The following is a 26988-nucleotide window of genomic DNA, read 5'->3' as shown; positions in this document are numbered from 1 at the left end:
GTCTGGCAAATTAAAGAAAAAGGTATTTCTTCTAATGAGATTTACAGTTTTTAGATTAAGAAAATTGTAAATTATTTTTTTGTTTTGTTGAAAAGCAAAATAAAGAAGAAGCTATTCATAAAATAAAAAAACGAAAAAAATTAGAATCTTCTACCACCAAGTCCTTGTCGATTTCTTCGCATTCTATTCCTATTAGTTGGTGCTCTATTTTTACTTTTAGGTCTTTCTGGCAATAGTTTTCTTTTTTCTGCTTTTTGGTATTTTAACCACTTTTTAAACTGCCTTTTAGACAAAAAGCTTTTTAAATTCTCATTTAAAGTTTTCTCATAAACATCGATACTATCTCTAATAGGTAAAATTGTTGTCTCAATTTTTTTACTTATTTTCTCTGCTAAATCTCTGTTAGAGTATAATTGCTTTCCCAAAGAATTAATTGTTAATTCTAATTCTTGTAATTTCGGAGAGTTTAAGAATGCTATATTTTTTATTTTATCATTATATTTACGAAGATTCGCTAATGTTTTATTTTTTGTAACCTCTTTCTTTACTTTAATTTTTTTCGGAATTTCGGATAAATTGTAGTAAAATATATTTGCTGCATTTTTAGCATTGTATTTTACAAATTCTGGTTCTTGTTGAGAAAATGCAAATCCAGATTGAATAAGTACAAATAATAAAAATATTTTTTTCATTGTATCAGTTTTAATTTGCCTCAAAAGTAAGAAAACTTTACAACTCTGCTGCCAATCTCGCCCCTTGATTTATGGCTCTTTTTGCATCTAATTCACTTGCAAAATCCGCGCCACCAATTACGTGTACACTTTTTCCTGCATCTATTAAAGGTTGATATAACTCTTTAAATGGAACTTGCCCAGCACAAATAACCACATTATCTACTTCTAAAACTTTATTTTCTTTCTCTTTTATGAAGTGTAAACCTCGGTCGCTAATCTTTGTGTATTGTACTTCTCCAATGAATTGCACTTTCTTTTTCTTTAAAGTAGACCTATGAATCCAGCCTGTTGTTTTTCCTAAATTTCCACCAAATTTTCCAGCACTTCTTTTAAACATAAAAATTTCTCTTGGAGAAGGATGATATTCTGGTTCTACACCTTCAATTCCAGATCGTGCTTCTAGAGATTTATCAATTCCCCATTCTTTTAACCAAGCATCTATATTTTGTGATGTAGATTCTCCTTCGTGCGATAAATATTCAGAAACATCAAAACCAATTCCTCCTGCTCCAATAACTGCTACTCGTTTTCCTACTGGTTTTTTATGTTTTAAAACGTCTAAATAGCTCAATACTTTTGGGTGATCTATGCCTTCTATTTTTAATTCTCTTGGTTTAATTCCTGTTGCAATTACAATTTTATCGAAATCTGATGACTGTAAATCTTCCACAGAAACTCTGGTATTTAATTTTAAAGTAACATTATGCAATTCTATTTGTTTGCGAAAATAACGCAATGTTTCATAAAATTCTTCTTTCCCTGGAATTTGTTTTGCGATGTTAAATTGCCCACCAATTTCCTTATCTGCATCAAATAACGTTACTTTATGACCTCTTTCTGCGGAAATTGTTGCTGCTGCTAAACCTGCAGGTCCAGCTCCAATTACGGCTATTTTCTTTTTATTTTCAGTTGGATTATAGTTTAATTCTGTTTCATGACAAGCTCTTGGATTTACCAAACAACTTGCTACCTTTTGTTCGAAAACATGGTCTAAACAAGCCTGATTGCAACCAATACAAGTATTTATTTCATCTGCTCTTTCTTCTTTTGCTTTTTTTACCCATTCAGGATCTGCTAAAAATGGTCTTGCCATAGAAATCATATCTGCATGTCCTTCTGCAAGTATTTTCTCTGCAGTTTCTGGCATATTAATTCTGTTAGAAGTAATTAATGGAATAGAAATTTCTTCCTTCATTTTTTTAGTAACCCAAGTAAATGCACCTCTTGGAACTGCTGTAGAAATGGTTGGAATTCTTGCTTCGTGCCAACCAATTCCTGTATTTATAATGGTTGCTCCTGCTTTTTCGATTTCTTTTCCCAATCGAACTACTTCTTCCCAAGAACTTCCATTCTCCACCAAATCTAACATCGACAATCTGTAAATAATAATAAACTCTTTACCCACAGCTTCTCTTGTTTGTTTTACCAATTCAATGGGTAAACGCATTCTGTTTTTATAATCTCCCCCCCAAGAATCGGTTCTTTTATTGGTTCTTTTTACAATAAATTGATTAATTAAATATCCTTCTGAACCCATAATTTCAACGCCATCATAACCAGCAATTTTAGATAGTTTTGCAGAGTTTACAAAATCGCGAATGGTTCTTTTAATTCCAGATTCTTTTAATTTAAATGGTTTAAAAGGTGTTATTGGCGATTTTATTTTTGATGGAGCAACATTAAAAGGATGGTATCCATAACGTCCTGCATGTAAAATTTGCATACAAATCTTTCCTCCTACTGCATGTACAGCTTCTGTTATTTTTTGATGATGTTTTGCGTGTTTCTTGGTTGACATTCTTGCAGAAAAAGGAGCTGTCCAACCTTGTATATTTGGTGCGATTCCTCCAGTAACAATTAGTCCTACTCCACCTTTTGCTCTTTCTGCATAATAAGCTGCAATTTTATCTATTCCGTTTTTTTCTTCTTCTAAACCTGTATGCATAGAACCCATTAAAATTCTATTTTTTAAAGTTGTAAATCCTAAATCTAATGGCTCAAAAATGTGTTTATATTTCATATATCTGGAATTAAATTTATTATGCACGCATAATACTTTGCAATATATGCCTATTTTTTGAAAAGAAAAAGCCAAAGAATTTGATTCTTTGGCTTTTTGCTCAAGTCTTTTATCCTGCAAGGTTTTAAAAATCTTGTAGGCATAATTTGGTAAATTGCTTTATACCTAAAAGATTTTTAAAACCTTGCAGGAAAGCTGATAATTTTACATCATTGGAACATCTACAACTAGTAACTTGCTTTCTTTTGTTGCTTTGATTACAACTTTGTTTGTTTCTGTAATGCCTATTGCATCTCTCTTTTCTATAGTTACATCTGCAACAAAAATTTCACCTTCTATTAAGAAAAAATACGCTCCATTTTTTAGTTCATATTCCGTTTCAAAATTAGGTTCTAAATCTATCATAGAAATATATGCTTGCTGATGTATTGGCAAAGACCCTTCTATTTGTTTGTCTTTTGGTGAAACCAACACTTGAAACTTGTTTTTTCTTTCAGCTTCTAAAAAAAGTTTTTGCTCGTAATTTGGTGTTACATTTTCTGTTTCAGGAAGAATCCAAAGTTGTAAAAAATTAACTGCATCTGTTTTAGAATCGTTAAATTCGGAATGTGTTAAACCAGTTCCTGCACTCATAACTTGTACTTCGCCAACTTCTATGGAACGTTTATTACCCATAGAATCTTTATGAGAAAGTGCTCCAAAAACAGGAATGGAAATAATTTCCATGTTTTTGTGTGGATGTGTTCCAAAACCCATTTTAGGTTGCACAACATCGTCATTTAAAACACGTAACATTCCAAAATTCATTCTTTCTGGATTTTGATAACCAGCAAAACTAAATGTATGATACGATTTTAACCATCCGTAATTTGCTTCTCCTCTTGTTTCTGATTTGTGAATTATTTTTTTCATAATTTTTACATTTTTTCTATCGAATTTTGTCTAATAAATCACTTAATAGAGAAGCTTCTTTCTCTGTTAAATTCTCCAAAAAAGAGAGATTTTTATTCACATCAATTTTAGAAAGCAATTCTAAACCTTCCTCTGTAATTTTTACATACACTACCCTTCTATCGTGTTCGCAACGAATTCTTTCTATTAGGTTTTTATCACATAATTTATCCATTAAACGTGTTGCATTTGGTGCACGTTCAATCATTCTATCTTTTATAAGCTGCACCTTAATTTCTTTTTTTGCTCCTCTTAAAATTCGTAAAATATTAAATTGTTGAGGCGAAATTCCATAAGGTTTAAAAAAGTCGTTTTCTTTACTATTCAGCCAATTTGCAGTATATTTTATATTAATTAACGCTTTTATTTTTTCGTCTTTAAAATTCGATTGTATGTCTTTAGAAATATCGCCCATATATTCAGTATTCAAAATAAAAAAAGTTTCGACAAGCTTAGCCTGTTATTGTTTATAATTTAATAACTAATTTCCTATTAAATCTTAAGTCTTTAGTCTGTTCTCACTTCAAAGTTCTTTTCTAAAGCACCTTCTCCCAGATTCTCACTTCCACTTTCTTTCTTCCAACTTCCAACTTATTAAGCTCTTAACTTTAAATCTTGCATAATTTTATTAAACTCTTCTGTTGTTGGTGTTAAATACACAGCATCATCTACAAATAATGTTGGGAATTTTGCAACACCATTGTACAACTTTTTACTATGTTCTCTTGCTTCTACATCTTTTGAAATATCTTTGTAAACGTAAGGAACATCAGTAGAATTTAAGAAGTTTTTAAATGCAACTGTGTATGCATGTCCTTGTTTTCCGTATAAAATTATTTTCATATTCTAATTATTTACTAAGTTTTCGAACTGCTCTATTTGTTGCGTTAATAATGTTAAATATTCTTCATTTACAATTTTCCCTTCCTTAAAATTATCAGAAAAATTTGGTAAAGAGAAGGTTAATAATTCTTTTGCTGCATGTCTTGGAAAACGTTGTTCTGCTGCTGCTAAAACAAACTTTCCTCCCATTTGTCCTGGAGAAGTTGCCATTAATAATACTGGTTTCTCTCTAAATATTTTATTGTTTATCCTCGAACACCAATCAAATATATTTTTAAACGCTGCTGCATAAGAACCATTGTGTTCTGCTAACGCTACAAGGAAACCATCGTAATTATCGAACATTTTAGATAATTTTGTCATATCACTTGGAAAACCATTTTCTTTTTCTTCATCTTCACTAAAAATAGGTACAGAAAAATCTCTTAAGTCTATGATATCAAATGCTGTTTTTTCTAAACTTTCTGCTGTAAATGTTACTAATTTTTTATTAATGGATGTTGAACTTGTACTCCCTGCAAATGCTACTATTTTTTTCATATATTTTTTATTTTGTGTAATTGTTTAATTGTGTAATTGCTTCTGTTGAACTGAAAACTTTGACTGCCAACTGAATACTGCTTACTAAAAACTGAACTACTGAATACTACTAACTATTTCAGTTTCTCCTTTTACCATTTTTGCGACTGGACATTTGCCAGCAATTACTAATAATCGTTTTCTTTGATCTTCGTCAATTTCTTTTGAAAATGAAATTTCTTCACTTAAATGAGAACCCTTTTCGTCTTTTATTTGTGAAACGTTTACTGTAATTTCGCCAACGTCCCAACCTTTTCTTTCGGCATACATTCGCAAAGTTATGGAAACACAACCTCCAATTGCAGTTAATAAATACTCTACTGGTGTTGGGCCATTGTCATCTCCACCTGCGTTTACGGGTTCGTCTATTACTGCAAAATGATTTCTCATTTTTGCTTCTGCTAAATAGTTTTTATTTGTTAAAACTATTTTTGATGTTGTATTATCTGCCATTATTTACTTTTTTATTGAATATGTAAGAAACTACTAATACTATAATTGCGGCTAATGCTCCCATATGTTCGCCATCTGAAATCATATAATGAGCAAAAAATGCCAAAACAAAATTGAAAAAGAAACCTGCATATGCCCATTCTTTTAGAGATTTGTTAGCTATAAACCAAATAGCGATTAATCCTAAAATTTTAACAAATGCTAATGGGTAAATGATATAGGTTGGATACCCTAATGTTAAAAATGCAGTTTGAATTTCTATATGATTAAAAAGATACATACTTACTGAAAAAAGCATTAGTAAAGTAAGTAAACCTGTGCTTATGTAAAATACTAGTTTGCTAGTTTTCATTTTGATTGGTCTTAAACTGAGTACAAAGTTACGAAATAAATATTTATTTTCCAAGGAATATAATTCTATGGAATATGATGTAACTGTTTTGATTATTTCAGTAAAACTAAAAACCCTTCAAATTATTAATTCTGAAAGGTTTTTAAATAAGTAATATGGTTTGCAAACAAGCTTAGCCCTGATTGAGTGGCCTGTTTGAGCTCTTTTAGCTCTTGGAAAGAGATAAAAAGCGAGTAACGAAAGCAGGAAATAGCTCCAAAAAAAATTACTGATTAATGCGAATAGAATCTATCTGTTTTTGAAGACGTTGAATTTCTTTAATGTTCTTTTCCTTTTTAGAAATCAATTGAATGGAATCTAATATTGCCTGATTTTTTTCTAGAACTGTTAACTCTTTTTCGAAATAAATATTTTCTCTTTCGCTGGTTCTCCAAGCTTCATTTAATTGCTTGTAAACCTCCTCGTTCCAAGTGCTTGGTTTCTTCGCATTAATCCAGACAACATCTCTGTATTCGCTGTCTACCAAAGCTAAATCTGGTGTTGCAGAACCATCAAACTGATTCGGATTATCGTTACTAATCGTAGAAACTGTTCCTAAAAAAAACATGCGTTTTCTACCTGCAATGTTCTTAATATAAGGTCTAAATTCTACTGGTGTGTTTGCATTCCAATCGTATTCTTTTTTAGATTCTTTTACTTTTAAAGGCATTGCAGAAACGCCTGCATAACCTTGTTTTTTAGATGCATGATCGTAATAATAGAACTTATCTGTTCCATCTGCAGGAATAAAAACGCTGTAACTTAAACTGGTTCTTTCTGCGCCAACTGGTTCTAAACCAAACCAATGATACAAACCACTGTAAGCACCAACTTTGGTATCTGAAAAATCGAAATCGGTTACATAAGGTTGCTCGTTTTGGTCTTTTGGAGCTACTGGAATTTTTACTGCACTTTTCATATTCCAAGGTAATGGGTCAGAAAAACCTGCTAAAAATTTTAAAGATTCTGCTTGCAAACGAGATACTTTTTCCGACAATGTGTTTTGTTTTGTCAGATATTCGTAATTTTTCATTTCTTCTGGAGAAATATAAGTCCCTTTCCCAATAGTAATTCGCTCTAAATAGTCTTTCCAAGAATGCTCGCCATTTTCTATAACCATTACTCCTCCAAAAGTTGGATATGGAAAAAAGAATCCTCTCCATTTTATTAAACTAACTACCTGAACCCAAGCATCTTTGTCGTTTTTCATGTAAAACGTGTCACTTGGTTCGTAATTAAACAACATCCAAGGATTTAATCTTTGTACAACTGCGTTATACGTATTTCTGCTAAATTTTAGAGATTCGCCAATTGAAAATGTAACTGGAATTCTATTTTCACTCGAAAATCTTGGAAAAGGAGTTGTGCTCGACACAGAAAAAACCTCTTCTGTATTGTCTTTTAAACCCTGCCAATAATATTTTTCTGTGGGTTGAATTGCCATTGTCCATTGATTATGTCCATCTACTCTTACCAAATGTGGCAGGGAAACATCTTTGGTTTCGCCAACAGATTCGTTTGCCATCGAAAAAATATTTCTTAAAGGCTGAATTCTCTCATTTTGTGTTAATGGAAGTTCTGCAATTTCAATTCTTTTTAAATCGTTAAATACATTATACGTCTGCATATAATTGTACATTTTCGATTGAAAACCTACATAATAAATGGCTCCAAAAAAGAGTGCTAAAACAAATAATATTCCTATTCTACTTCCTGTACTTGCCGATTTTCGAAATTTTCTTAATCCAAAATACAAAATAGTAAAACACAATAGAATTATAAATATGAACTTTCTAAAAAACAACAATGCTGGTTGATAATCGTCTCTTAAAAAGAACAATAATGCAATGATTATTAAAGAGAATATAATGACTCTCTTTTTCTGTTTTGATCCTTTATTCCAATAATTTTTTATCATAATTATGAGTTTGAAGTATGAAGTTGGAAGCTTGAAGTTTCTTACTCATACTTTACAGTTTGAAGTTGGGAGTGGGAAGCTTGAAGTTTCTCACTCATACTTTATATTTTGAAGCTGGAAGCTTCATATTAATAATTTTAATTTATAATTTGATGATATTTTCCTTAATGACTTATATTCTTATTTTAATTGCAATTTAATTCATACTTACATATTATAACTTCTTTTTTCTACTCCAACTTCCAACTTCATGCTTCCCACTTCAAACTTAATTCAACTACTTTAAAGCAGTCCTTTATCTTTTAAACGCTCTCTTGCGCTCTTCTCTTCTGCTTTTGGCTTTTCTATTTCTTCTTGTGCTTTTTTAATTGCCACTGGTTCTTCTCCTTTTAAATCTTCTATAAAATCTTTTCCTTTTTCTACAACATCGTTAAATTTTTCTTCTAAAGAATCTGATTGTTCGTCTATAATTGCAGATGATTTAAAAATAAATCCAGCTAAATACGTTCCTACTAACGTTCCAAAAATCATCGAAGCAAATAAAGAAATTGTTGCTAAATCAATCGGAATTAAAAAACGAGCGATTAAAATTCCAACCAAGAAAAGTGAAACGATAAATACCAGTCTTAAAAGGAAATTCTGTTCGTAAACAAACCCTTTTTTATCGGTAGGTTTCATCTGTAATTCTTTCGAATTCATTAGTTTATTAAAAAATCGATAAACTCTGTTCGTTTGAGATTCTCTCCAATAAATAATGATTCCGAATACAATTGAGGCGATAAATATAATGAGTTCTAATGTCATGGTTTAAAAGTTTGAAGTTGGGAGCTCGAAGTTTGAAGTTTTTTACTCTTATGTTATTTTGTGTTATTTTTTTAAAAATTGTTTGGAGTTGGGAGTTTGAAGTTGGAAGTTTCATACTCTTACTTCCATCTTCCAACTTCTTATTTTATTTTTTTTCTAAATGCTATTATCATATTCATTAAGTTGAAACATTTTTTATATTGATTATTAAAATTTTCTTCAATCATATAATTTCTTCTTTGGGAAAGCTCTTGGCTAACAAATTCATATCCTCGCCCAAATCCATAGACTTTTGCCAAATAATAAGATTTTCAAATTTAAAACTTATTCGTTTTCTTTTTATAAATATACGAAAATCCATTTTTATCTCCTATTCTAGCTTCCAACTTCATCTTCAAACTTCACGCTTCAAACTCCCAACTTCACACATCATTCTTCCAACTTCGTGCTTCATTCTTCCAACCTAATACCCATTCTTAATCGTCTCAATCACCCAATCTTGAACAGATTCGTCTAACTTTTCAAATCGCTCATAAAAATGCTCTTTATCATACCAATATAAAAATAAAACATCTTTTGGTGCAATGTTTACCAACAAATACCAAATTAAATCTTGGTTTGCTGGTTTTAAAGAGGAATGTGGTTTGTTTAAAGCGACAAATAATTCATCATCTAAAATATCCTTCGCTTTTAGTGTTTTTGAAAGCTCTTTCTTTTGGAGAAAAAGTTCTAAACCCATCACTTTTTTACGAGCATTTATATCTATTTTATTCAAATAACTTTTAAATAAAATGGGGTCTTTTAAAATATCTTTTACTGGGTGATTGGTTTCTTTTAAAAATTCTGAAAAAATGTATTTTTTAATTCTATCATATCTTTTTCCTGAAACTTCTTCATTTAAATTAAATTCAATTACCTCGTAACTTAATAATTTATCTATTAATTCTTTATGAGAAATATGATACATTAAAACATCATACATTGTGTCGTTTATGGCTTCTTTGTATGTTTCTTCTTTTTCGAAAATTAAGATTGGTTTTACAAAATCTCTTAAAACAAATATTCCGCCAAATGCTTTTGTATAAAAAGAATCTGATGTAAAAGAAATCGGTTCTAAATCTAATGTTCTTTCTCTTAAATCGCCATACTTTTTAGCGGATGCTAATAGTTGTTGATGGATACTTTCATCTATAAAATTTGTGTCTTTGTTAAAGGTTTCAATCAATTTTAATTGCTCGGCTTTTGCAACATCTAAATTATTTATTAGATGAAATTTAATATTGATTTCTTTATATTTTAAAACGTCTAAAGGCTCGTAAAATGTATCTATATTTTGATCAAAATCTATACAAATTGCGGAATCTCTTGTAATATTATTAATTTTATCTCCATGTTTTCTAAAGATAATTTTCATTAATTCTCTGTCGAAAGAATGAAACGGATTGTACACAGGTAAGCCTTTTTGTTTTGGTAAAATAATGATAGCATGTGAGTTTGCTTCACCATTATTTAAATAAAAAGACTCTTTTTTTTCTTCGGCAATTTCTGGACTCCAACCTACTCCATCAATTGAAAAATTGGTGAGTTTTGTTGCTGAAAAACCTAATTTCAACAAACATTTATTGTAACGTTCTACTAATTTTCCACTAATGGGAATTAGTTCGCTTCTGTACAAATTGGCTTTTTTTAGTTTTTGCATTTAGACACTAATTTCACTAATTATCACTAATTTTTTAAACTTGATATCTGTCTGTAATGAGTAACACTTTCTTTTAATGATGAATCCCATTCTTCTCCTTTAATTGATTCTATATTATTATCTCTTAATATTTTAATAGCTTCATCAATTATATCTCTAATATTTCGATATTTTGGAACTTTTAGTCCATAAACTTTTTTAATCGTTAAACTGTTAGAGTTCCAAGAGTAATTATTTTTACCTTGATTATATAATTTTTGAAAAACATAATTAGGTATAAATTGACTTTGTTGTTTTGGATTAAATAAAATAATAATTTCAATCCATTTATTAGGATAAGTTGAATCTCTTTCATCTGAAATAATTGTATAATAATTTTCTAAATATCCTGAAACTGAAACTTCATTATCATCAAACCCTTTGTAAATAAATTCTTGAAATAAATCCTTCTTTATACTTTTTTTCCTATTATTAAAAGTTAGTTTATCACCAAATTTATAATTTAAAGTTCCTAAAACAAAAGTTAAAAAAATTACTAAAAGAGATAATCCGATTATTATATCAGAAAAATCATCCTCTGAATAATTAATTAAAATAATTGGTGCTATAAATATTAATGCTGATGCAAATATTGGCAAATAATATTTTAATATAATTTTCTTCAACTAATTGTAATTAATTTTTTCAGACCTCACAGGTTTTCAAAACCTGTGAGGTCTTGTTTACTATATTGATCCTTTCACTTTCAAATGATACAACAACATAATGGTTCTTGCATCTATAATTTCTTGGTTTTCTATCATTTTTAAAGCTTCATCAAAAGAAGTTTCTAACACTGTAATTTCTTCACTTTCTTCTGCTAAGCCTCCTCCACTTTCAACTTTATCTTCATCTGTATATTTGGCAACATATAAATGGACTTGCTCTCTCATTAATCCTGGAGACAAAAAAACAGTACTTACTTTTTCGATTTCAGAAATACTGTAACCAATTTCTTCTTTTGTTTCTCTAATGACACTTGTTTCTGGCGATTCATTTTTATCTATAGAACCTCCTACAACTTCTATTGAAAATCCGTTTTTAACGCCTGCAACATACATAGGTATTCTAAATTGTTTCGATAAAACTACATTTTTCGTGGTTGGATTGTAGGGTAAAACTGCCACTCCATCTGCTTTTCCATAGACTTCGTGTCTTAAACGCTCTGTTTTTCCGTTTTTAAACGTAAAATCGAAACTGACTTGCTCTAACTTCGCCCAAATATTGGAAAGTACTTTTGATGTTACGTTTTTGATTTTATTATCTGTCACCTCTAAATGTTTTTCTCGCTTCCAAATCGATGTTTAATTGATTTACTCTTGCATCTACTTTTCTCTTAAAATCTGTATCTGCAATCGTGGCAACATTGTCTAAATAACGCACCACTTCTTGTCTTCTAATTTCTGAAAAATCTAAACCCTTCATATTACTTTTCATCAATTCTTGCAACATATTAAACTTGGTTTCATAATCTTTCTTAAAATATATTTCAGGATTTTCGAACCAATCTTTTTCTAAATCGAAATCTGTTAATCGCAATGAAATCGCAGATTGAATATTACGTACATCTCTTGAAGAGAAAAACGGAAATATTTGCTGAATTTCTTTATATAAACTCGCAAAAAACAAATGATGATTCGTTTTATGTAATTTTTCAGCTTTATCATAAGCCTGAAAAACTCTTTCTTCGGATGGTTTTTCTATTGAATTTAAGATGTCGCCCATACTTTTTGCCAAACCTTGGTCTTTCAAAAATTGATAATTTTCTGGATTTTGCATATTCACAAAATCGGGCATTGTCTTATCAAATTTCTTCCACCAGATATAATCTTGGTCTAAAAAGTCGTGTTCTGTTCTTGCTCCATCAATTTTAAATCTTCCTTGTACACGAGAAATTACAGCTTTGTCTAACATTTCTGGTAAATTTGTAAATAAACCAATGGATGAATTTCCATAATTTACAGCATAAGCGCCTTCTGTATAACGTAAGAACACACCAATTACTTCTTTTACACCTGCTGAAACTCCTTGTGCAGTTCTTTCTTGTAAATTATTTTCTGCATCGTCAATTGGAGCAAAAATTAATTTTGTGGGGTCTTGCATTGGCTTCATCCATTCCACCATTTTTTCTGCAGAACCTCCTTGAAAAGTAGAAATCAACGTATCTGGCATTGGATGAAACAAAAACGGAATGTCTAAATTGTCTGAATGTTCTTTTAAACGTGTTGCAATCGCTGCAATTAACATACTTTTTCCAGTTCCTGGAATTCCATAACCCATAAAAACAGGCATAAATCCACCCAATTCTTGAAACGGATTTTTCTTCGCATCAAAATCGTAGCTCAACATTCTTTCTGTTAACCTACGTGCAAAATGTTTTGCGTCTTTATTTCCTACAATTTGCTCAAACTGAATTTTATTAAACTCCACACTTTTTGCGGTTCCTGCAAAAACATTGTCCCAGCCAGAAACTGCGAAATCGCTATTTTCTAATTTGTAGGTTCTATCTACAATCGTTTCTGTATATTCTAATGTGCTTTTTCGAAGCTGAATTTCATCAATAAAAGCTTCAAAATAAACCACTGTAAAATCAATTACATCTTTGTCTGTTTTTACAATATCTGGATGCCCTAAATATTTATCAAAATAAAATAAAGCACATGCAATTCCTTTTAAAGGTGATGTAAAAGATACTTCTGGAATCCCTGCAAATTTCTGCTTCATTACAGATAAATCGTCTGAACAATGTGGCTTTAAATCATGCAAAATTTTATACGCGGTTGCAAATAATTGAAATGCAGTTGCTGTTTGCAGTTTGCTTTCATATTCTCTTTTTCCTGAATTATCTAATGCCGATTTTCGTTCGTTTAAACTCGATAATCCTGAGGTATCGTAATAACTGTCTTTTATCCAAATTCCTAATGTAATTCCTTCTTGAACAGCATATAAAGTCTGATTCAAATACACAGGAATCGCAATAGAATCTGGCAATAATCGTTTTTTTAAGCCTAAAATAGTTTTAGAAACTGACGTAATTTCTACATTACTTCCGCTATTTGCTCTTGACAAATACAATAAAATTGAATCGTCTTTTGCATCTTTGTCTTTGTTTTTTGCTCTATTACTTTGTTCCCATTGAATCGATTTTAGATAACCAGAGGCTTCGTCACGAAGCATATCTAATTCGTTTTGTTTTATTGGGAAAGTTGAGTTGTGTTCCATTGTTTAGTCTTCAGTCAGCAGTCTTCAGTTGGCAGTCTACTCTGCTTTTCTTACTCTGCTTGTTATTTTTAAGTTTTCAGTAAGCAGTATTCAGTTGGCAGTTTACTCTGCTGTTCTTACTCTGCTTATTACATTCCTTTTTCTTATTTTTATTTTTATTTATTCGACTCTTTTATTTCACAAACAAACTGACTGAAAACTGCCTACTGAAGACTGCCTACTAAAAAACACCTACTGTAAAGAGCTTACTTCAATCGGAGACCTCGCCAATTTATGCAAAACTTCTGGAGTTCTATTATGCAATAATTGAATAATTCTGTGTGGTGCAAAAACATATCTTTGCTTAATTACATCGCTCCATTTTTGCATGGTTTGTTTGGAGAAAAAACCGCCTTCTGTGAATGTTTCTCCAGAAAAAACTTCATCTATTTTTAAGGATAATGCATACGATTCTAAAGGGATTTCCTTTTTTGAAATTCCGCTTAAAATAGCATGCGTTATTTTATTTTCGTCTTTTGCAAATACATTATGGAAAGGCCCTAAGTCGATTCTTTTAATGTGTTTTGGCTGAATAGCTGGTAATTTTCTATCAATATTATAAGCCATTGTGTCTAAAGGCATTTGCCTATCTGCACTTTCTTTTAAAACTTGATAAATTTTTTCTTTATCCTTTAACGCATTTTTTCCTTCATAATTAAAGTACATATAACAGATAAATGGTCTATTATGACTCACATCGTAAAAACTCCAACTTGTTAGATATTCGTAAGAAGCGTCTTTTGGAGCTTCCAAAATTTTTCCTTGTACAAATCTGTTAAAAATCAATTTTTGATCTACAGATTTATAATATACGATAGACGATGCCTGAAATAAACGATCTCTTCTAACTGCTTGTTTTTTCTTTAATAAGGTATCTAAAAATTCTTTTTTTAAAGAATCGATATCGGTTAATTTGTGAATGTATTCGTTCTTTAATTCTAAATCGTTGTACAAAAAACGGAATTCCAAATAATTAGGAAAACCAGAATCTGTTAAATCGACTTTCATATTATCTTCCTCATCATACATATATTTAATACGCATGGCTTCAATGGAATATAAAAGTAAATCGGAATATTGCTTAAAAATTAGTAATTCTTGCTGACTGCATAATTTTTCTTGCTGAACGCTTACAATCAATTCTTTTAACACGAAATCTACCATTTTGTGATAAAAAACATATTGTTCTTTTGAGTCTAAAAGTGCAGAATCTAAAGGTGTTGTAATCATTTTTAAAATTTAAGAATATCGTTCAACGTTTTTTTAATAACGGCAACATCTTTTAAAGGAATTTTACCAATTTTTTTATCCAACCTTGTTTTTGAAACAGAACGCACATGAAAAGTCAACACTTCCGATTTTTTTTCAAGTCCGTTTATTTCATTAGGATTTATAATAAGATTGCCTTTATAATTTTTAATACTCGTTGTTAAAGGACAAACAATAACCACTTGTAAATAGGTGTTTAACATATTTCCACTAATGATTACTGCAGGTCTTCTTCCACTTTGCTCACTTCCTTTTGTCGGATTCAAATACAATTCCCAAATTTCGCCTTGCTTCATTTTGAATTATATCTTATTAATCTCATTAAAATATTCTTGCATCCCTTCTTCTGCAACCATTAAAATATCTTGGTCTGAAGCTGCTTGCTTGTAAGACTTTATATAGCTCGCTTTTTCCAATTGCTCTAAATACAATTCTAACGCTTGTTGCATTAACTTGTTTTTAGGAAGTTTTAATTCTTTTGCCAAGTTAGACAACCTATCTAATAAATTGTCTGGTAATGATGATGTGAATGTTGCCATTTTATATTTATTTTATACAAATATAAAATATATTTACAATATTTATTTAAAATGATATGCTTTTTTAATTTTTGAAGTCTATTTTTGAATAAGTTATTTAGTTGGCAGTATTCAGTCAAATAGCCGCAAACTAAAGACTGCTTACTGCAGACTGAATACTGCTGACTTTTTTAAGACAATAAATCGTCGTTAGAAGATTCCTTTTTGGGAGTTGCAGCTGGTTCGTCATCATTTCCAGAAGGCGCATTTGCATCTGCTTTGTAATAATCCTCGAAAATCTCTTTCATGTCGATTCCATATCTGTCTGCAAAATTCTTTTGAATGTCCACATCTTTTTCACGTATTTCTTGTAAAGCCTCTGCATACGTGCTATAAACACCTTTCATAACTTTCTCGTGAACTGGGATATTGTCCATCATATCTTGTCTTGCTTTAGCACTTGCAGAATGCATCGAAGCCAATGTTTCGCCAATATGTTCGTCGGTTTTTACACCTAAATGCTCTAAAATAGCTGCAAATTCTTGATCGGTTCTTGCTTTTAACGCCACAATATAACCATCGTAATATTTTAGTCTTTCTTCAGTATCGCTCTTTAATTTTGCTCTGTGGGTTTGTAAATTAGAACGTAAAGAAGTTAAAACCTTAATCGTTAAATTGTGTTTGTGTACGAAACTATCTTTAGAAGCAGCCAAAGTTGTGTAAGCGTTTTTCAACCCTTCTAATTCTTCCACTTTTTGCTCGATCGTTGTTACTTTTCCAATTGCTTCTGAATAAGCTGTAGATTGCTTGTCTGCAATTTCGTCTAATTCTTGGCGCGCTTGCTTCAACAATGCATATTGCTCTTCTAATTTATCTTCTACTTCTTTCTTCTTTTCTAATGCTTTTGTATGATTTTTAGAAGCTTCTACAATTGCCGTTTTTAGCTTTTCTTCTACTTCTTTAATTTCTACCTCTCTATTTTTTAAGCGAGTTACAGCAGCTTGAGATTTAAAAGAAAGTTCACCCAATAAAGTTTGAATATCTGCACTTTCTATTCGCTCTTGAAACATTGCTTTTGCTTTGTTATCTGCTCCTGCTCTTGTTTTTTCTGCTTGTGCAAATTCGGCTTCTTCTCTTTTTATTTTCGATTTTCTTCCCCACAAATTATTCCACCAAGTATCTGGTTTATTTTTTGCATCTTCTAATTCGATTCTTGCTCTTTCTAATGCTTTTTGGGCATCGTCTATTACTTTTTGTTCTTGTGCATTTAAAGCTGAAAAACCTTCGAATTTAATACCAACTTCATCTTGATAATCGGTTAAATCTTTAATAGCATCTAACAAGGTACTTCTGTCTTGTTTTGCCATATCTACAACGTCATCTAAAGTTGCATTTAATATTTTTTGACGCTTTTCTGGGTCTTCCTCTTGAGACAATTTAGATTTCATTGTGTCAATCGCTTTTCCCCAATTTACATCTACTTTTTCAGTTTTTTTTGTTGAATTTGTTTCTAATAAGTCAAAATCATCAGTCATGTGTATGTAGTTTTATGTTGAATCGTTTTTAAAAGACAAGCAATTTCGTTATTTTTTTTTAGAAAAAAGAAGTTTTACTTTGATTATATGTTGCCATTAAACCCTATTTGTTACAAAACAGATTCATTATTTTAAAAATTTGGGTCTTTTTTTTAATATTTTAGTATGCTACATATAAAAATATCTTCTTAAATTTTCTTAATTTAGCTGAAAACTAAGAAACGTATTCCTATGGATCTCAACTTCAACAAAAACGAAGATTACAACAAATTATTAGCATCAGATTTACGCAAAAGATTGGTAAAAGTAAAATTAGGTGGTGGCCAAAAAAGAATTGATAAACTTCACGAAAAAGGTAAAATGACGGCTCGTGAAAGAATTGATTATCTTTTAGACAACAAAGCAAAATCTATAGAAATTGGTGCTTTCGCAGGTGAAGATATGTATGCTGCACATGGTGGTTGCCCTTCTGGAGGTGTAGTTGTAAAAATCGGCTACATTAAAGGAAAACAATGTATTGTTGTTGCTAACGATGCTACTGTAAAAGCGGGTGCTTGGTTTCCAATTACAGGAAAAAAGAATTTAAGAGCACAAGAAATATCTATCGAAAACAAATTGCCAATTATTTATTTGGTAGATTCTGCTGGGGTTTATTTACCAATGCAAGACGAAATTTTTCCAGACAAAGAACATTTTGGACGCATTTTTAGAAACAATGCAGTAATGAGTAGCTTGGGAATTACACAAATTTCTGCAGTGATGGGAAGTTGTGTTGCAGGTGGAGCTTATCTACCAATTATGAGCGATGAAGCTTTAATTGTAGACAAAACTGCAAGTATTTTCTTGGCTGGAAGTTACTTAGTAAAAGCTGCAATTGGAGAAAGTATAGATAACGAAACTTTGGGAGGCGCAACAACACATTGCGAAATTTCTGGTGTTACAGATTACAAAGCTAAAGACGATAAAGATGCTTTGGATAAAATAAAATTTATTGTTGATAAAATTGGTGATTATGATAAGGCTGGCTTTAGCAAAACCGATTCTTTTCCGCCAAAAGAAAACCAAGACGATATTTTTGGAATTCTACCAAAAGAAAGAAATGCACAATATGATATGTTAGAAATCATAAAGCGTTTGGTAGATAAGTCGGAATTTGAACAGTATAAAGGAGGTTATGGACAAACCATTTTAACTGGTTATGCAAGAATAGATGGTTGGGCTGTAGGTATTGTTGCCAACCAACGAAAACTTGTAAAAACTAAAAAAGGAGAAATGCAATTTGGTGGTGTAATTTATAACGATTCTGCTGATAAAGCCACGCGTTTTATAGCGAATTGTAATCAGAAAAAAATTCCTTTAGTATTCTTACAAGATGTTACTGGTTTTATGGTAGGATCTAAATCGGAACATGGAGGCATTATAAAAGATGGTGCTAAAATGGTAAATGCTGTAAGCAATTCTGTGGTTCCAAAATTTACAATTGTTATCGGAAATTCTTACGGAGCAGGAAATTATGCTATGTGTGGTAAAGCCTATGACCCAAAGTTAATTGTTGCTTGGCCTTCTGCAGAATTAGCTGTAATGAGTGGAAATTCCGCTGCTAAAGTTTTATTGCAAATAGAAACTGCATCACTAAAAAAACGAGGCGAAGAGATTACACCAGAGAAAGAAGCTGAATTATTTGATAAAATAAAAACACGTTACGATAACCAAGTTTCGCCTTATTATGCAGCTGCACGAATTTGGACAGATGCAGTTATAAATCCTTTAGAAACAAGAACTTGGATTTCCATGGGAATTGAAGCTGCCAACCACGCTCCCATTGAAAAGAAATTTAATATGGGAGTTTTACAGGTTTAATTTATTTATAGAAATCCTATACAATTTGTCTCACTATAAACGTTTTAAACAAACTATAGAAAATGTTTTCAGCAAGAAAAATTGGATGGGAATTACGAGGAATTACACAATAAAAACTTCTTCAGATTTAATGACGAATATCAGTATTCGTCATTTTTTTATACCTTATTTTTGCAAATAAAATTCATAAAAAATGAGTAAAGCTATATATATTGCCACAGTAGAATCCGACAGTGGTAAATCTCTAATATCTCTAGGAATCTTAAGAATGATGCTAACAAAATCTGCAAAAGTGGGTTATTTTAGACCCATTATTAACGAAATAAATGCAGATGGTTATGACGAACACACGAATACTGCTATCAATTTTTTTAACCTAGAAATCGACTATAAAGATTGTTACGCTTACACACAAAATGAAGTTGTAGAACTGTTAAGCGAAGGACAAGAAGATGAAGTAATACATCATGTAATAAAAAAATACAAAAAATTAGAAGCAAACTACGATTATGTTTTAGTAGAAGGAACAGATTTTTCTAGCGGTGGAAGTTTTACCGAATTAGATGTAAATTTAATGATTGCCAAAAACCTAAACATTCCTGCTTTAATCGTTGGTTCTGGAAATGGAAAAAAGAAAAAAGATTTTATAAACACAATGCAACTTTCTTACAACGCTTTTATTCAGAAAGAAGTGGATGTAATTGGAATTATCGCTAACAAAATTGAAGAAGATGAAGTCGATTATATCAGGCAAGAACTCATTAAAAGTTTTCCCAACAAACTTCAAATAGATATTATTCCGAAAGTAGATTTTTTAGCATTTCCAACAGTTAAAGAAGTTGTAAAAGCATTAAATGGACGCATTTTATTCGGCGAGCAATTTTTAGACAATGCTATTGGAAGTTATAGTACTGGAGCTATGCAACTTCGAAATTACCTAACAAGAATTAAAGAAAATGCATTGGTTATTACACCTGGAGACAGAGCTGATATTATTTTAGGCGCGCTACAAGCGAATGCTTCTAAAAATTATCCAAAAATTGCAGGAATTATTTTAACTGGTACTTTAATTCCAGAAGAATCTATTATAAAACTAATTGAAGGTGTACAATCTACAGTACCAATTATTTCTGTTGATGGAGGAACTTTTAACATTTCCAACAAAATTGGAGGTGTAAAATCTAAAATTTACGCAACACACAATAAAAAAATATTATTATCCTTAGACACGTTTGATAAGTTTGTAAATGCGGAAGGTTTAACGAACATTTTAACCTCACATCAATCTGTTAGAATGACGCCAAGCATGTTTCAATATAATTTATTGCAAAAAGCAAGAATTTATAAAAAACACATCGTTTTGCCAGAAGGAGATGACGAAAGAATTATAAGAGCAGCTGCTCGTTTACAATTATTAGACATCGTAGATTTAACGTTGTTGGGCGATAGAAATACCATTCAATTAAAATGCGATCAGTTAGGAATTCAAATTGATTTAGACAAACTAAACATTCTAAACCCAGAAGATTCTATTCATAATAAAGACTTTGCAAACACCCTTTTTGAAGCTAGAAAACACAAAGGAATGACAGAAACAACTGCAGTAGATTTAACCAGGGATGTTTCTTATTTTGGAACCTTAATGATTTTAAATGGTTTGGCAGATGGTATGGTTTCTGGAGCTGTTCACACAACCATGCACACCATAAAACCTGCCTTACAACTAATTAAAACCAAACCTGGCGTTTCTGTGGTTTCCTCAGTATTTTTTATGTGTTTGTCCGACAGAGTTTCTGTAATGGGCGATTGTGCTGTAAATCCGAACCCGAATGCAGAACAACTTTCGGAAATCGCCATTTCTTCAGCAGCATCTGCAGAAGCCTTTGGCATTCCAGCAAAAGTGGCAATGTTGTCTTATTCTTCTGGAAGTTCCGGAAAAGGAGAAGAGGTAGAAAAAGTAAGAAAAGCGACTGAATTGGCTAAAGCTAAAAATCCTGATTTAAAAATTGAAGGACCAATACAGTATGATGCAGCAGTAGATATGTCTGTCGCAAAAACAAAAATGCCAGATTCTAAAGTTGCAGGACAAGCTTCTGTATTAATTTTCCCAGATTTAAATACTGGGAATAATACCTACAAAGCCATTCAAAGAGAAACTGGTGCTTTAGCAATTGGCCCCATGTTACAAGGTTTAAACAAACCTGTAAACGATTTAAGTAGAGGTTGTACTGTAGACGATATTTTTAACACGGTTTTATTAACTGCCATTCAAGCAAATCAAAATTAATTATGAATATTTTAGTTTTAAATGCAGGTTCTTCTTCTTTAAAGTATCAAGTAATAGAAATGCCTTCTCAGCATGTAAAATGTGTTGGTTTGGTAGAAAGAATTGGCATGGAGGATGCTATTTTTAATCATGAAATTGATAATGAAAAGCACCAAGAAGTTTTACCCATTTTAAATCATGAAATTGGTTTACAAAAAATTGCAAAAACTTTATTAGACAAAAAACTTGGTGTTATAAATGCTGTTAACGAAATTAAAGCTGTTGGACATAGAGTGGTTCATGGTGGAAGTAAATTTAGTAAAACTGTAATTGTAACACAAGAAGTTAAAGACAATATTAGAGACTTATTCGATTTAGCACCTTTACACAATCCTGCAAATTTAACAGGCATAGAAATCGCAGAAACGATTTTTACCTCTGCAAAACAAATTGCCATTTTCGATACTTCTTTTCATCAAACCATGCCAAGAGAGGCGTATCAATATGCAATTCCGAACGAATATTTATCAACACATAAAATTAGAGCCTATGGCTTTCACGGAACAAGTCATAAATACGTTTCCGAAAAAGCGATCGATTTTTTAAACAAAAAATCTTCAAAAATTATAACAATTCACTTGGGTAATGGCTGTAGCATGTCTGCCATTAAAAACGGAAAAAGTATCGAAAACTCCTTAGGTTTTGGCCCTATGAATGGTTTAATTATGGGAACACGTTCTGGAGATATCGACCAATCTGTTCTTTTCTTTTTGATGAAAAAATTAAATAAATCTGTTGAAGAAGTAAATAATTTACTTCAAAAAGAATCTGGAATGTTAGGTTTAACAGGTTTTTCTGATTTAAGAGAAATTTCCGAAAAAGCGGAACAAGGAAATACAGCATGTAAAAATGCTTTAAAACTAGCAGGGTATAGAATCCGTAAATATATTGGAAGTTACACAGCAGTTTTAAATGGATTAGACGCGATTATTTTCACTGCTGGAATTGGAGAAAATTCAGCAATTATGAGAAAATTGGCTTGTGAAAATTTAAACTTCTTAGGAATTGATTTAGATGAAACTAAAAACGAAATTCGCTCTAAAGAGATTCGAGAAATTCAAAAAACGACTTCGAAAGTAAAAATTCTTATCATTCCTACAAACGAAGAAATAGAGATTGCAAAGCAGTCTTACAAACTAATAAAATAAAAAAAACAATAGATTTTCTTTAAAATTTGTTTTAAAAATAAAGTGTAATTAACCTAATTTTCATAACTATTTATAGGATTAATTTTAAAAAAACTAAGTTTAAAAAATTGTAAAAACAAAGTCTTATTTTTACATTTGTATACACATTAAATTAATATTTTTTAGATATGGGTAGAGCATTTGAGTTTCGAAAAGCAAGAAAAATGAAACGTTGGTCTGCAATGGCAAAAACATTTACCAGAATTGGTAAAGACATTGTTATGGCAGTAAAAGAAGGAGGTCCAAACCCAGAAACGAACTCACGTTTAAGAGCTGTTATACAAAATGCTAAGGCTGCAAATATGCCTAAAGATAATGTAGAACGTGCTATTAAAAAGGCAACTGACAAAGACACTGCAAACTATAAAGAAGTGCTTTTTGAAGGTTATGCCCCTCATGGAATTGCCATTCTTTTAGAAACCGCTACAGATAATAACAACAGAACTGTTGCCAATGTGAGAGCTGCTTTTAATAAATGTGATGGAAACTTAGGAACTTCTGGCTCTGTAGTTTTTATGTTCGACCATACTTGTAATTTTACTTTAAAAAAAGAAGATATTACCATAGACATGGAAGAATTAGAGTTAGAATTAATAGATTTTGAAGTAGAAGAAGTTTTCGATGACGAAGAAGGTGTTATTATCTATGCTCCTTTCGAGCAATTTGGCGCTTTACAATCTTATTTCGAAGACAATAATATAGAAATTCTATCTTCTGGTTTCGAAAGAATTCCAACAACAACAACTAAAGTATCTGCAGAACAACAAGCAGATGTAGAAAAGCTTTTAGAAAAATTAGAAGAAGATGACGATGTACAAAATGTATATCATAGTATGGAAAACTCTTAACAAGAAAATACCTCTAGAAAACAAAAGTCGTGATTAAAAAAATCACGACTTTTTCTTTTTTGAATTTCAATAGATATATATTCTATCCCCCAATACAATATGTTACTAATCATTCAAAAATTGTACTCAAATATAGCTTTTATAAACATAATTTTAGAAAAAAAAATACATCTAAACTACTACAAACCCATTTTTTAGGTATAAAAACTACTATATTTACACATCATCACCAATAATCGTTTAAAATGAAACAAATAAATACTATTTCTAAAATTATTTTTTCAGCTCTTTGTTGCATCTCTTTTTCTATCCAGTGCCAAGATGTGCTAATCGAAAATGGAGACGAATGGTATTATTACGACAAAGGATATCTAGATGAAAACTGGATGTTCTCTTCAGATTTTTCTGGTTGGAAAAAAGGAAAAACTCCAATTGGTTATGGAGATAGAAAAATAAAAACAGAAATAGGTTTTGGTGATAACCCTAAAAAAAAACACATTACAAAATATTTTAAAAAAAAAATAACATTAGATAACGATAAATATTTAGCCTATGAACTTAAAATTCAAAGAGACGATGGAGTTATTATTTACTTTGATGGAGAAGAAGTCGTTAGAGATAATATGCCAAGTATAAAAATAAAAAATACAACGTTGGCTACAAATACCATTGAAGGAAATGCTGAGAGTATTTTTTATGCTTACTTTTTAAATAAAAGTTTAATTCCAGAAAACAAAGAAGTAGTTATAAGTGTTTCTGTTCACCAAGCCTATGAGTCTTCTAGCGATTGTATTTTTAGCATGGAGCTTCTTGGACATACAAATCCTGAAGTTTTGAATTTAATTGTTGAGAATAAAAATAAAATAAACAGCAACCTTCTTAAAAAAATACAAGATTTAAACACCAAGTTCGAATATGATAAAGTAGTTCTTAAAATGGACTCGCAACAGAATTATATATACAGTTTAAATATCGTAATATTTATATTGGCTATTTTACTTATTATTGGTTTTATAGTAAGTTACTTTGTATTAATTGCAAATAAAAACAAGAATATAGAAATACAAAAAGTCAATGATACTTTAAAAAATAATATTCTTAAAAAAGAGAAAGAAATGCTTACTTGTAACACCAATCTATTACATAATAAACAACATTTTAAAGAAATAAAAGCCGATTTAAGAGGTATTAAAACTGAAGATAAAAATGAGATTAAAAGCATTCTAAAAAAAATAGACCATATTTTAGAAAGAGATGATGATTGGGAAACATTAAAAAAACATTTTGATGCAGTAAATAATGGTTTTTATGATAAAATAATAAAAAAACATCCAAACCTTTCTGAAACTGAGTTAAGACATTGCATTTTTATAAAACTACATATGCATACCAAAGAAATTGCTAAAATTCTTTTAATAGACCCAAGATCTGTGCAAACAGCGAGATACCGAATTAAGAAAAAAATGAACTTAGACGAAGATATAGATTTACGTGACTATTTATTAAATTTCGAGTAGTTTTTAAAGCCAATAGAGATCGACATTATAACCTAGGTTTTTAATAAGTTATTTTTTTATAGGTAAAATAACTTATTTTCAGCCTCTTAAACTTATATTTTCTACCAATTTTAAAAAAATAAAAACGATTGAAAATACTAAACTAAAACGAAACAAACTTTATAGCTTAGTTTGTATTTTTAAAAGCGTTTTACTACGTTGAATTTTACCTGTTTCAGTTTCCACAAATTTCTTTGTGAAATAAATTTCTTTAGGAATTTCGAATTTAGAAAGCACTGTTAAATTCTCGATTTTGCTCTCCAGTAAAACTTGAAACTTTGAAGCTTTAAAGCTTCCTAACTCTACAATTAAAACTAATTTTTCACCTAATTTTTCATCGGCAATTCCAGCTACAAAAAAGCGATTTTCAATAATTTCGGAAAGCTTTTCTTCTATTTTTTCTGGATGCAATTTAATTCCTCCAGAATTAATCACGTTATCAAAACGTCCTAACCACTCGAATTGAGTGTCTGAAATTAAATGAACAATATCGTTTGTAAATATTATTTCTCTAGAAACTTTTGGAGCTTCTATAACCAAACAATTTCTCTCGTCTTTGTAAATCGTTACGTTTGGTAATACAGAAAAATAACCTCTCGAGTGCGCTCGAGGAGACATTTGTTTTTCATTTTGATTATCGTTTAACTTTTTAACAGCAATATGTGTAATCGTTTCAGTCATTCCATAAGTGGCAAAAACCTTCGTAGAAACTTTTTGTAATTTATTTTGAAGTTGATTCGAAACCACACCTCCACCCACAATTAGTTTTTTAATTTGATGTAAATTCTCCATAGAATTTTCCACTTGCAAAGGAACCATTGCAGAAAAATCGTACTCTTTAGAAACCTTTTTTAAAGGATTAGAATTTGGTTGCATGCTATCTAAATACCAACCTAAAGTAATTGCACGAACAAGCATTAATTTACCTGCAATATATTCGATTGGCAAGCATAATAAAGCTGTTGTATTTTTAGGTAAAGAAAAATAATTGCCAGTTGCTAAAGCAGAGTTTACAACATATTCTTTTTGTAATTGAATTGTTTTTGGTGTTCCAGTAGAGCCAGAAGTTTGTACAGTTATAAAATTTTTATTCGAAAACCATTCTTTTAAAAATGGATATAGTTCTTTGGAAAAATTTTGAGCGTAAACGATTAACTCATCAACATTAGAAAATGAATTGCCATTTAATTGAAAGCTTTTATGAAGTTTATTCTGTACCAATATTTTCTAAAACTCTGTAATTTTCTTTTAAGTTTACGGGTTCTGTAATTTTACCTGTTAGCTTTTCTTTCCAATTTTGCCAACCGTATTTTTTTGAAAAAATGAATAACATGAAAGGATATAAAACAAAAACGGGTAAAAACATTTCCCAATTTACAGAGGGTTCTGAAGTGTCTATGTACAAAGCATCTGTTTGAAAAACAGTCCAATCTGTCGTAATAAAAAACGCAGCTGTAATATTATTTACAGCATGTAAACCCAAGGCAATTTCTGCTCCTTCGTCCATTAATGTAATAATTCCGTAAAACAAACCAGTTCCAATATAAAAAACCATAGTTATTTGCCCCAATTTAGCAACTTCTGGGTTTGCGCCATGCAACAAGCCAAAAACTACGGAAGTTATTACTAATGGAACCCATCTATTTTTTGCTAAAATTCCAATTCCTTGCATAAAATATCCTCTAAAAAGCAGTTCTTCGAAACTTGTTTGAAAAGGAATAAATAGAAACGAAATTGCGACTAAAGTAAAGAAAGGTATTGCATTAAAATTCCAGGTATAGTTTTCTGGCTCTAATAAAATTCCTACATAAGAAAATAGTACTGCAATAATTCCCCACACAAAAAAACCATAGAAAAAACGCTTCCAATCGATTTTATTTCTGCTAGTTACTAAAGAAGTAATTGTTCTTTTATGTACATATTTAACCGCAATTAAAAGTGAAATTAAACCTACAAAAAAAGTAAATATCATTAGAGCAAGTAACAGGTTTTTATCAATACCTGCTGTCATAAAATTGTCTTTTGCAAATTCCGAAAACTGATTGATGTCTTTCGATTTTGCAGCTGCTGCCATTAACAAAGGAATTGCTCCTAAAATTTGCCATCCAAAAAAGATAATTATAATGGTAATTACCCAATGGTACCATTCGTTTTTTCCTTTGTATACTTGTTGAATGTAGTTCATATTTTTTTATTT

26 protein-coding genes are annotated in these 26988 nt (G+C 30.6%); 5 read left to right on the top strand and 21 right to left on the bottom strand.

Features of this window, described 5'->3' with window-relative positions:
- Positions 1 to 140 precede the first annotated feature (140 nt).
- The 19 genes from J3359_RS18050 to J3359_RS17960 all read right to left on the bottom strand — a co-directional run bounded on the left by J3359_RS18050 (position 141) and on the right by J3359_RS17960 (position 17014).
- A complete protein-coding gene (locus J3359_RS18050; protein WP_208078566.1) occupies positions 141 to 692 on the bottom strand; it encodes a hypothetical protein in 552 nt (183 codons plus the stop codon).
- A gap of 37 nt (positions 693 to 729) precedes the next feature.
- Positions 730 to 2754 carry an NADPH-dependent 2,4-dienoyl-CoA reductase gene (locus J3359_RS18045; protein ID WP_208078564.1) on the bottom strand — a complete coding sequence of 675 codons (2025 nt, stop codon included), beginning with the start codon at positions 2752 to 2754 and terminating at the stop codon, positions 730 to 732.
- Between the two features lie 204 nt (positions 2755 to 2958).
- Positions 2959 to 3666, bottom strand: a complete 708-nt coding sequence (locus tag J3359_RS18040; RefSeq protein ID WP_208078562.1) for a pirin family protein — start codon at positions 3664 to 3666, stop codon at positions 2959 to 2961.
- A 16-nt stretch (positions 3667 to 3682) separates the two neighbouring features.
- Positions 3683 to 4120 (bottom strand): MarR family winged helix-turn-helix transcriptional regulator, encoded by a 438-nt coding sequence (locus tag J3359_RS18035; protein ID WP_208080524.1) that lies wholly within the window; start codon positions 4118 to 4120, stop codon positions 3683 to 3685.
- A gap of 179 nt (positions 4121 to 4299) precedes the next feature.
- Positions 4300 to 4548 (bottom strand): glutaredoxin family protein, encoded by a 249-nt coding sequence (locus tag J3359_RS18030; RefSeq protein ID WP_208078560.1) that lies wholly within the window; start codon positions 4546 to 4548, stop codon positions 4300 to 4302.
- 3 nt (positions 4549 to 4551) lie between these two features.
- Entirely contained in the window at positions 4552 to 5088 is a 537-nt protein-coding gene (locus J3359_RS18025) for an NADPH-dependent FMN reductase (protein ID WP_208078558.1), read from the bottom strand.
- Between the two features lie 96 nt (positions 5089 to 5184).
- Positions 5185 to 5580 carry an OsmC family protein gene (locus tag J3359_RS18020; protein ID WP_208078556.1) on the bottom strand — a complete coding sequence of 132 codons (396 nt, stop codon included), beginning with the start codon at positions 5578 to 5580 and terminating at the stop codon, positions 5185 to 5187.
- Complete coding sequence (locus tag J3359_RS18015) at positions 5570 to 5932, bottom strand: DoxX family protein (protein WP_208078554.1); 363 nt, start codon at positions 5930 to 5932, stop codon at positions 5570 to 5572. Before J3359_RS18015 ends, J3359_RS18020 begins: the two co-directional genes overlap by 11 nt.
- Positions 5933 to 6197: 265 nt before the next feature.
- On the bottom strand, positions 6198 to 7889 hold the full coding sequence (locus tag J3359_RS18010) for an energy-coupling factor transporter transmembrane component T family protein (RefSeq protein WP_208078552.1): 1692 nt from the start codon (positions 7887 to 7889) through the stop codon (positions 6198 to 6200).
- Between the two features lie 282 nt (positions 7890 to 8171).
- Positions 8172 to 8693, bottom strand: a complete 522-nt coding sequence (locus tag J3359_RS18005) for a hypothetical protein (protein WP_208078551.1) — start codon at positions 8691 to 8693, stop codon at positions 8172 to 8174.
- A 140-nt stretch (positions 8694 to 8833) separates the two neighbouring features.
- On the bottom strand, positions 8834 to 8992 hold the full coding sequence (locus J3359_RS18000) for a hypothetical protein (RefSeq protein WP_243765957.1): 159 nt from the start codon (positions 8990 to 8992) through the stop codon (positions 8834 to 8836).
- Between the two features lie 164 nt (positions 8993 to 9156).
- Positions 9157 to 10392 carry a DUF6638 family protein gene (locus J3359_RS17995; RefSeq protein ID WP_208078550.1) on the bottom strand — a complete coding sequence of 412 codons (1236 nt, stop codon included), beginning with the start codon at positions 10390 to 10392 and terminating at the stop codon, positions 9157 to 9159.
- Positions 10393 to 10418: 26 nt separating this feature from the next.
- Complete coding sequence (locus J3359_RS17990; RefSeq protein ID WP_208078549.1) at positions 10419 to 11057, bottom strand: hypothetical protein; 639 nt, start codon at positions 11055 to 11057, stop codon at positions 10419 to 10421.
- Positions 11058 to 11117: 60 nt separating this feature from the next.
- Positions 11118 to 11702 (bottom strand): NUDIX domain-containing protein, encoded by a 585-nt coding sequence (locus tag J3359_RS17985; RefSeq protein ID WP_243765956.1) that lies wholly within the window; start codon positions 11700 to 11702, stop codon positions 11118 to 11120.
- The gene (locus J3359_RS17980) at positions 11692 to 13653 is read right to left on the bottom strand and encodes an AAA family ATPase (protein ID WP_208078548.1); all 1962 of its coding nucleotides are present in this window, start codon (positions 13651 to 13653) and stop codon (positions 11692 to 11694) included. Before J3359_RS17980 ends, J3359_RS17985 begins: the two co-directional genes overlap by 11 nt.
- Before the next feature lie 231 nt (positions 13654 to 13884).
- Positions 13885 to 14922 carry a hypothetical protein gene (locus tag J3359_RS17975; RefSeq protein ID WP_208078547.1) on the bottom strand — a complete coding sequence of 346 codons (1038 nt, stop codon included), beginning with the start codon at positions 14920 to 14922 and terminating at the stop codon, positions 13885 to 13887.
- A gap of 2 nt (positions 14923 to 14924) precedes the next feature.
- Entirely contained in the window at positions 14925 to 15257 is a 333-nt protein-coding gene (locus J3359_RS17970; RefSeq protein ID WP_208078546.1) for a type II toxin-antitoxin system PemK/MazF family toxin, read from the bottom strand.
- Between the two features lie 6 nt (positions 15258 to 15263).
- Entirely contained in the window at positions 15264 to 15500 is a 237-nt protein-coding gene (locus tag J3359_RS17965) for a ribbon-helix-helix domain-containing protein (protein ID WP_208078545.1), read from the bottom strand.
- 170 nt (positions 15501 to 15670) lie between these two features.
- Positions 15671 to 17014, bottom strand: a complete 1344-nt coding sequence (locus J3359_RS17960; RefSeq protein ID WP_208078544.1) for a coiled-coil domain-containing protein — start codon at positions 17012 to 17014, stop codon at positions 15671 to 15673.
- A 231-nt stretch (positions 17015 to 17245) separates the two neighbouring features.
- On the opposite strand from J3359_RS17960, the gene J3359_RS17955 reads away from it, so the two are divergent.
- The 5 genes from J3359_RS17955 to J3359_RS17935 all read left to right on the top strand — a co-directional run bounded on the left by J3359_RS17955 (position 17246) and on the right by J3359_RS17935 (position 24752).
- On the top strand, positions 17246 to 18874 hold the full coding sequence (locus tag J3359_RS17955; RefSeq protein ID WP_208078543.1) for an acyl-CoA carboxylase subunit beta: 1629 nt from the start codon (positions 17246 to 17248) through the stop codon (positions 18872 to 18874).
- 193 nt (positions 18875 to 19067) lie between these two features.
- On the top strand, positions 19068 to 21161 hold the full coding sequence (gene pta, locus J3359_RS17950; RefSeq protein WP_208078542.1) for a phosphate acetyltransferase: 2094 nt from the start codon (positions 19068 to 19070) through the stop codon (positions 21159 to 21161).
- A 2-nt stretch (positions 21162 to 21163) separates the two neighbouring features.
- On the top strand, positions 21164 to 22348 hold the full coding sequence (locus J3359_RS17945; RefSeq protein ID WP_208078540.1) for an acetate/propionate family kinase: 1185 nt from the start codon (positions 21164 to 21166) through the stop codon (positions 22346 to 22348).
- Positions 22349 to 22515: 167 nt separating this feature from the next.
- Positions 22516 to 23235 (top strand): YebC/PmpR family DNA-binding transcriptional regulator, encoded by a 720-nt coding sequence (locus J3359_RS17940; RefSeq protein ID WP_208078538.1) that lies wholly within the window; start codon positions 22516 to 22518, stop codon positions 23233 to 23235.
- Positions 23236 to 23480: 245 nt separating this feature from the next.
- Positions 23481 to 24752 carry a helix-turn-helix transcriptional regulator gene (locus J3359_RS17935; RefSeq protein WP_208078537.1) on the top strand — a complete coding sequence of 424 codons (1272 nt, stop codon included), beginning with the start codon at positions 23481 to 23483 and terminating at the stop codon, positions 24750 to 24752.
- A gap of 159 nt (positions 24753 to 24911) precedes the next feature.
- Here J3359_RS17935 and J3359_RS17930 read toward each other — a convergent pair whose 3' ends face one another.
- Together J3359_RS17930 and J3359_RS17925 are read right to left on the bottom strand one after the other, a co-directional pair.
- On the bottom strand, positions 24912 to 26012 hold the full coding sequence (locus J3359_RS17930) for an AMP-binding protein (protein ID WP_208078536.1): 1101 nt from the start codon (positions 26010 to 26012) through the stop codon (positions 24912 to 24914).
- On the bottom strand, positions 25999 to 26976 hold the full coding sequence (locus J3359_RS17925) for a CPBP family intramembrane glutamic endopeptidase (RefSeq protein WP_208078535.1): 978 nt from the start codon (positions 26974 to 26976) through the stop codon (positions 25999 to 26001). The genes J3359_RS17930 and J3359_RS17925 overlap by 14 nt, the downstream gene beginning before the upstream one ends.
- Positions 26977 to 26988: the final 12 nt, after the last annotated feature.

Origin of the sequence: Polaribacter cellanae, from assembly GCF_017569185.1 — a bacterium.
GTDB classification, from domain to species: domain Bacteria; phylum Bacteroidota; class Bacteroidia; order Flavobacteriales; family Flavobacteriaceae; genus Polaribacter; species Polaribacter cellanae.
Note: the sequence above shows the minus strand (reverse complement) of the source record. Positions and strands in the feature narration are given on the sequence as shown.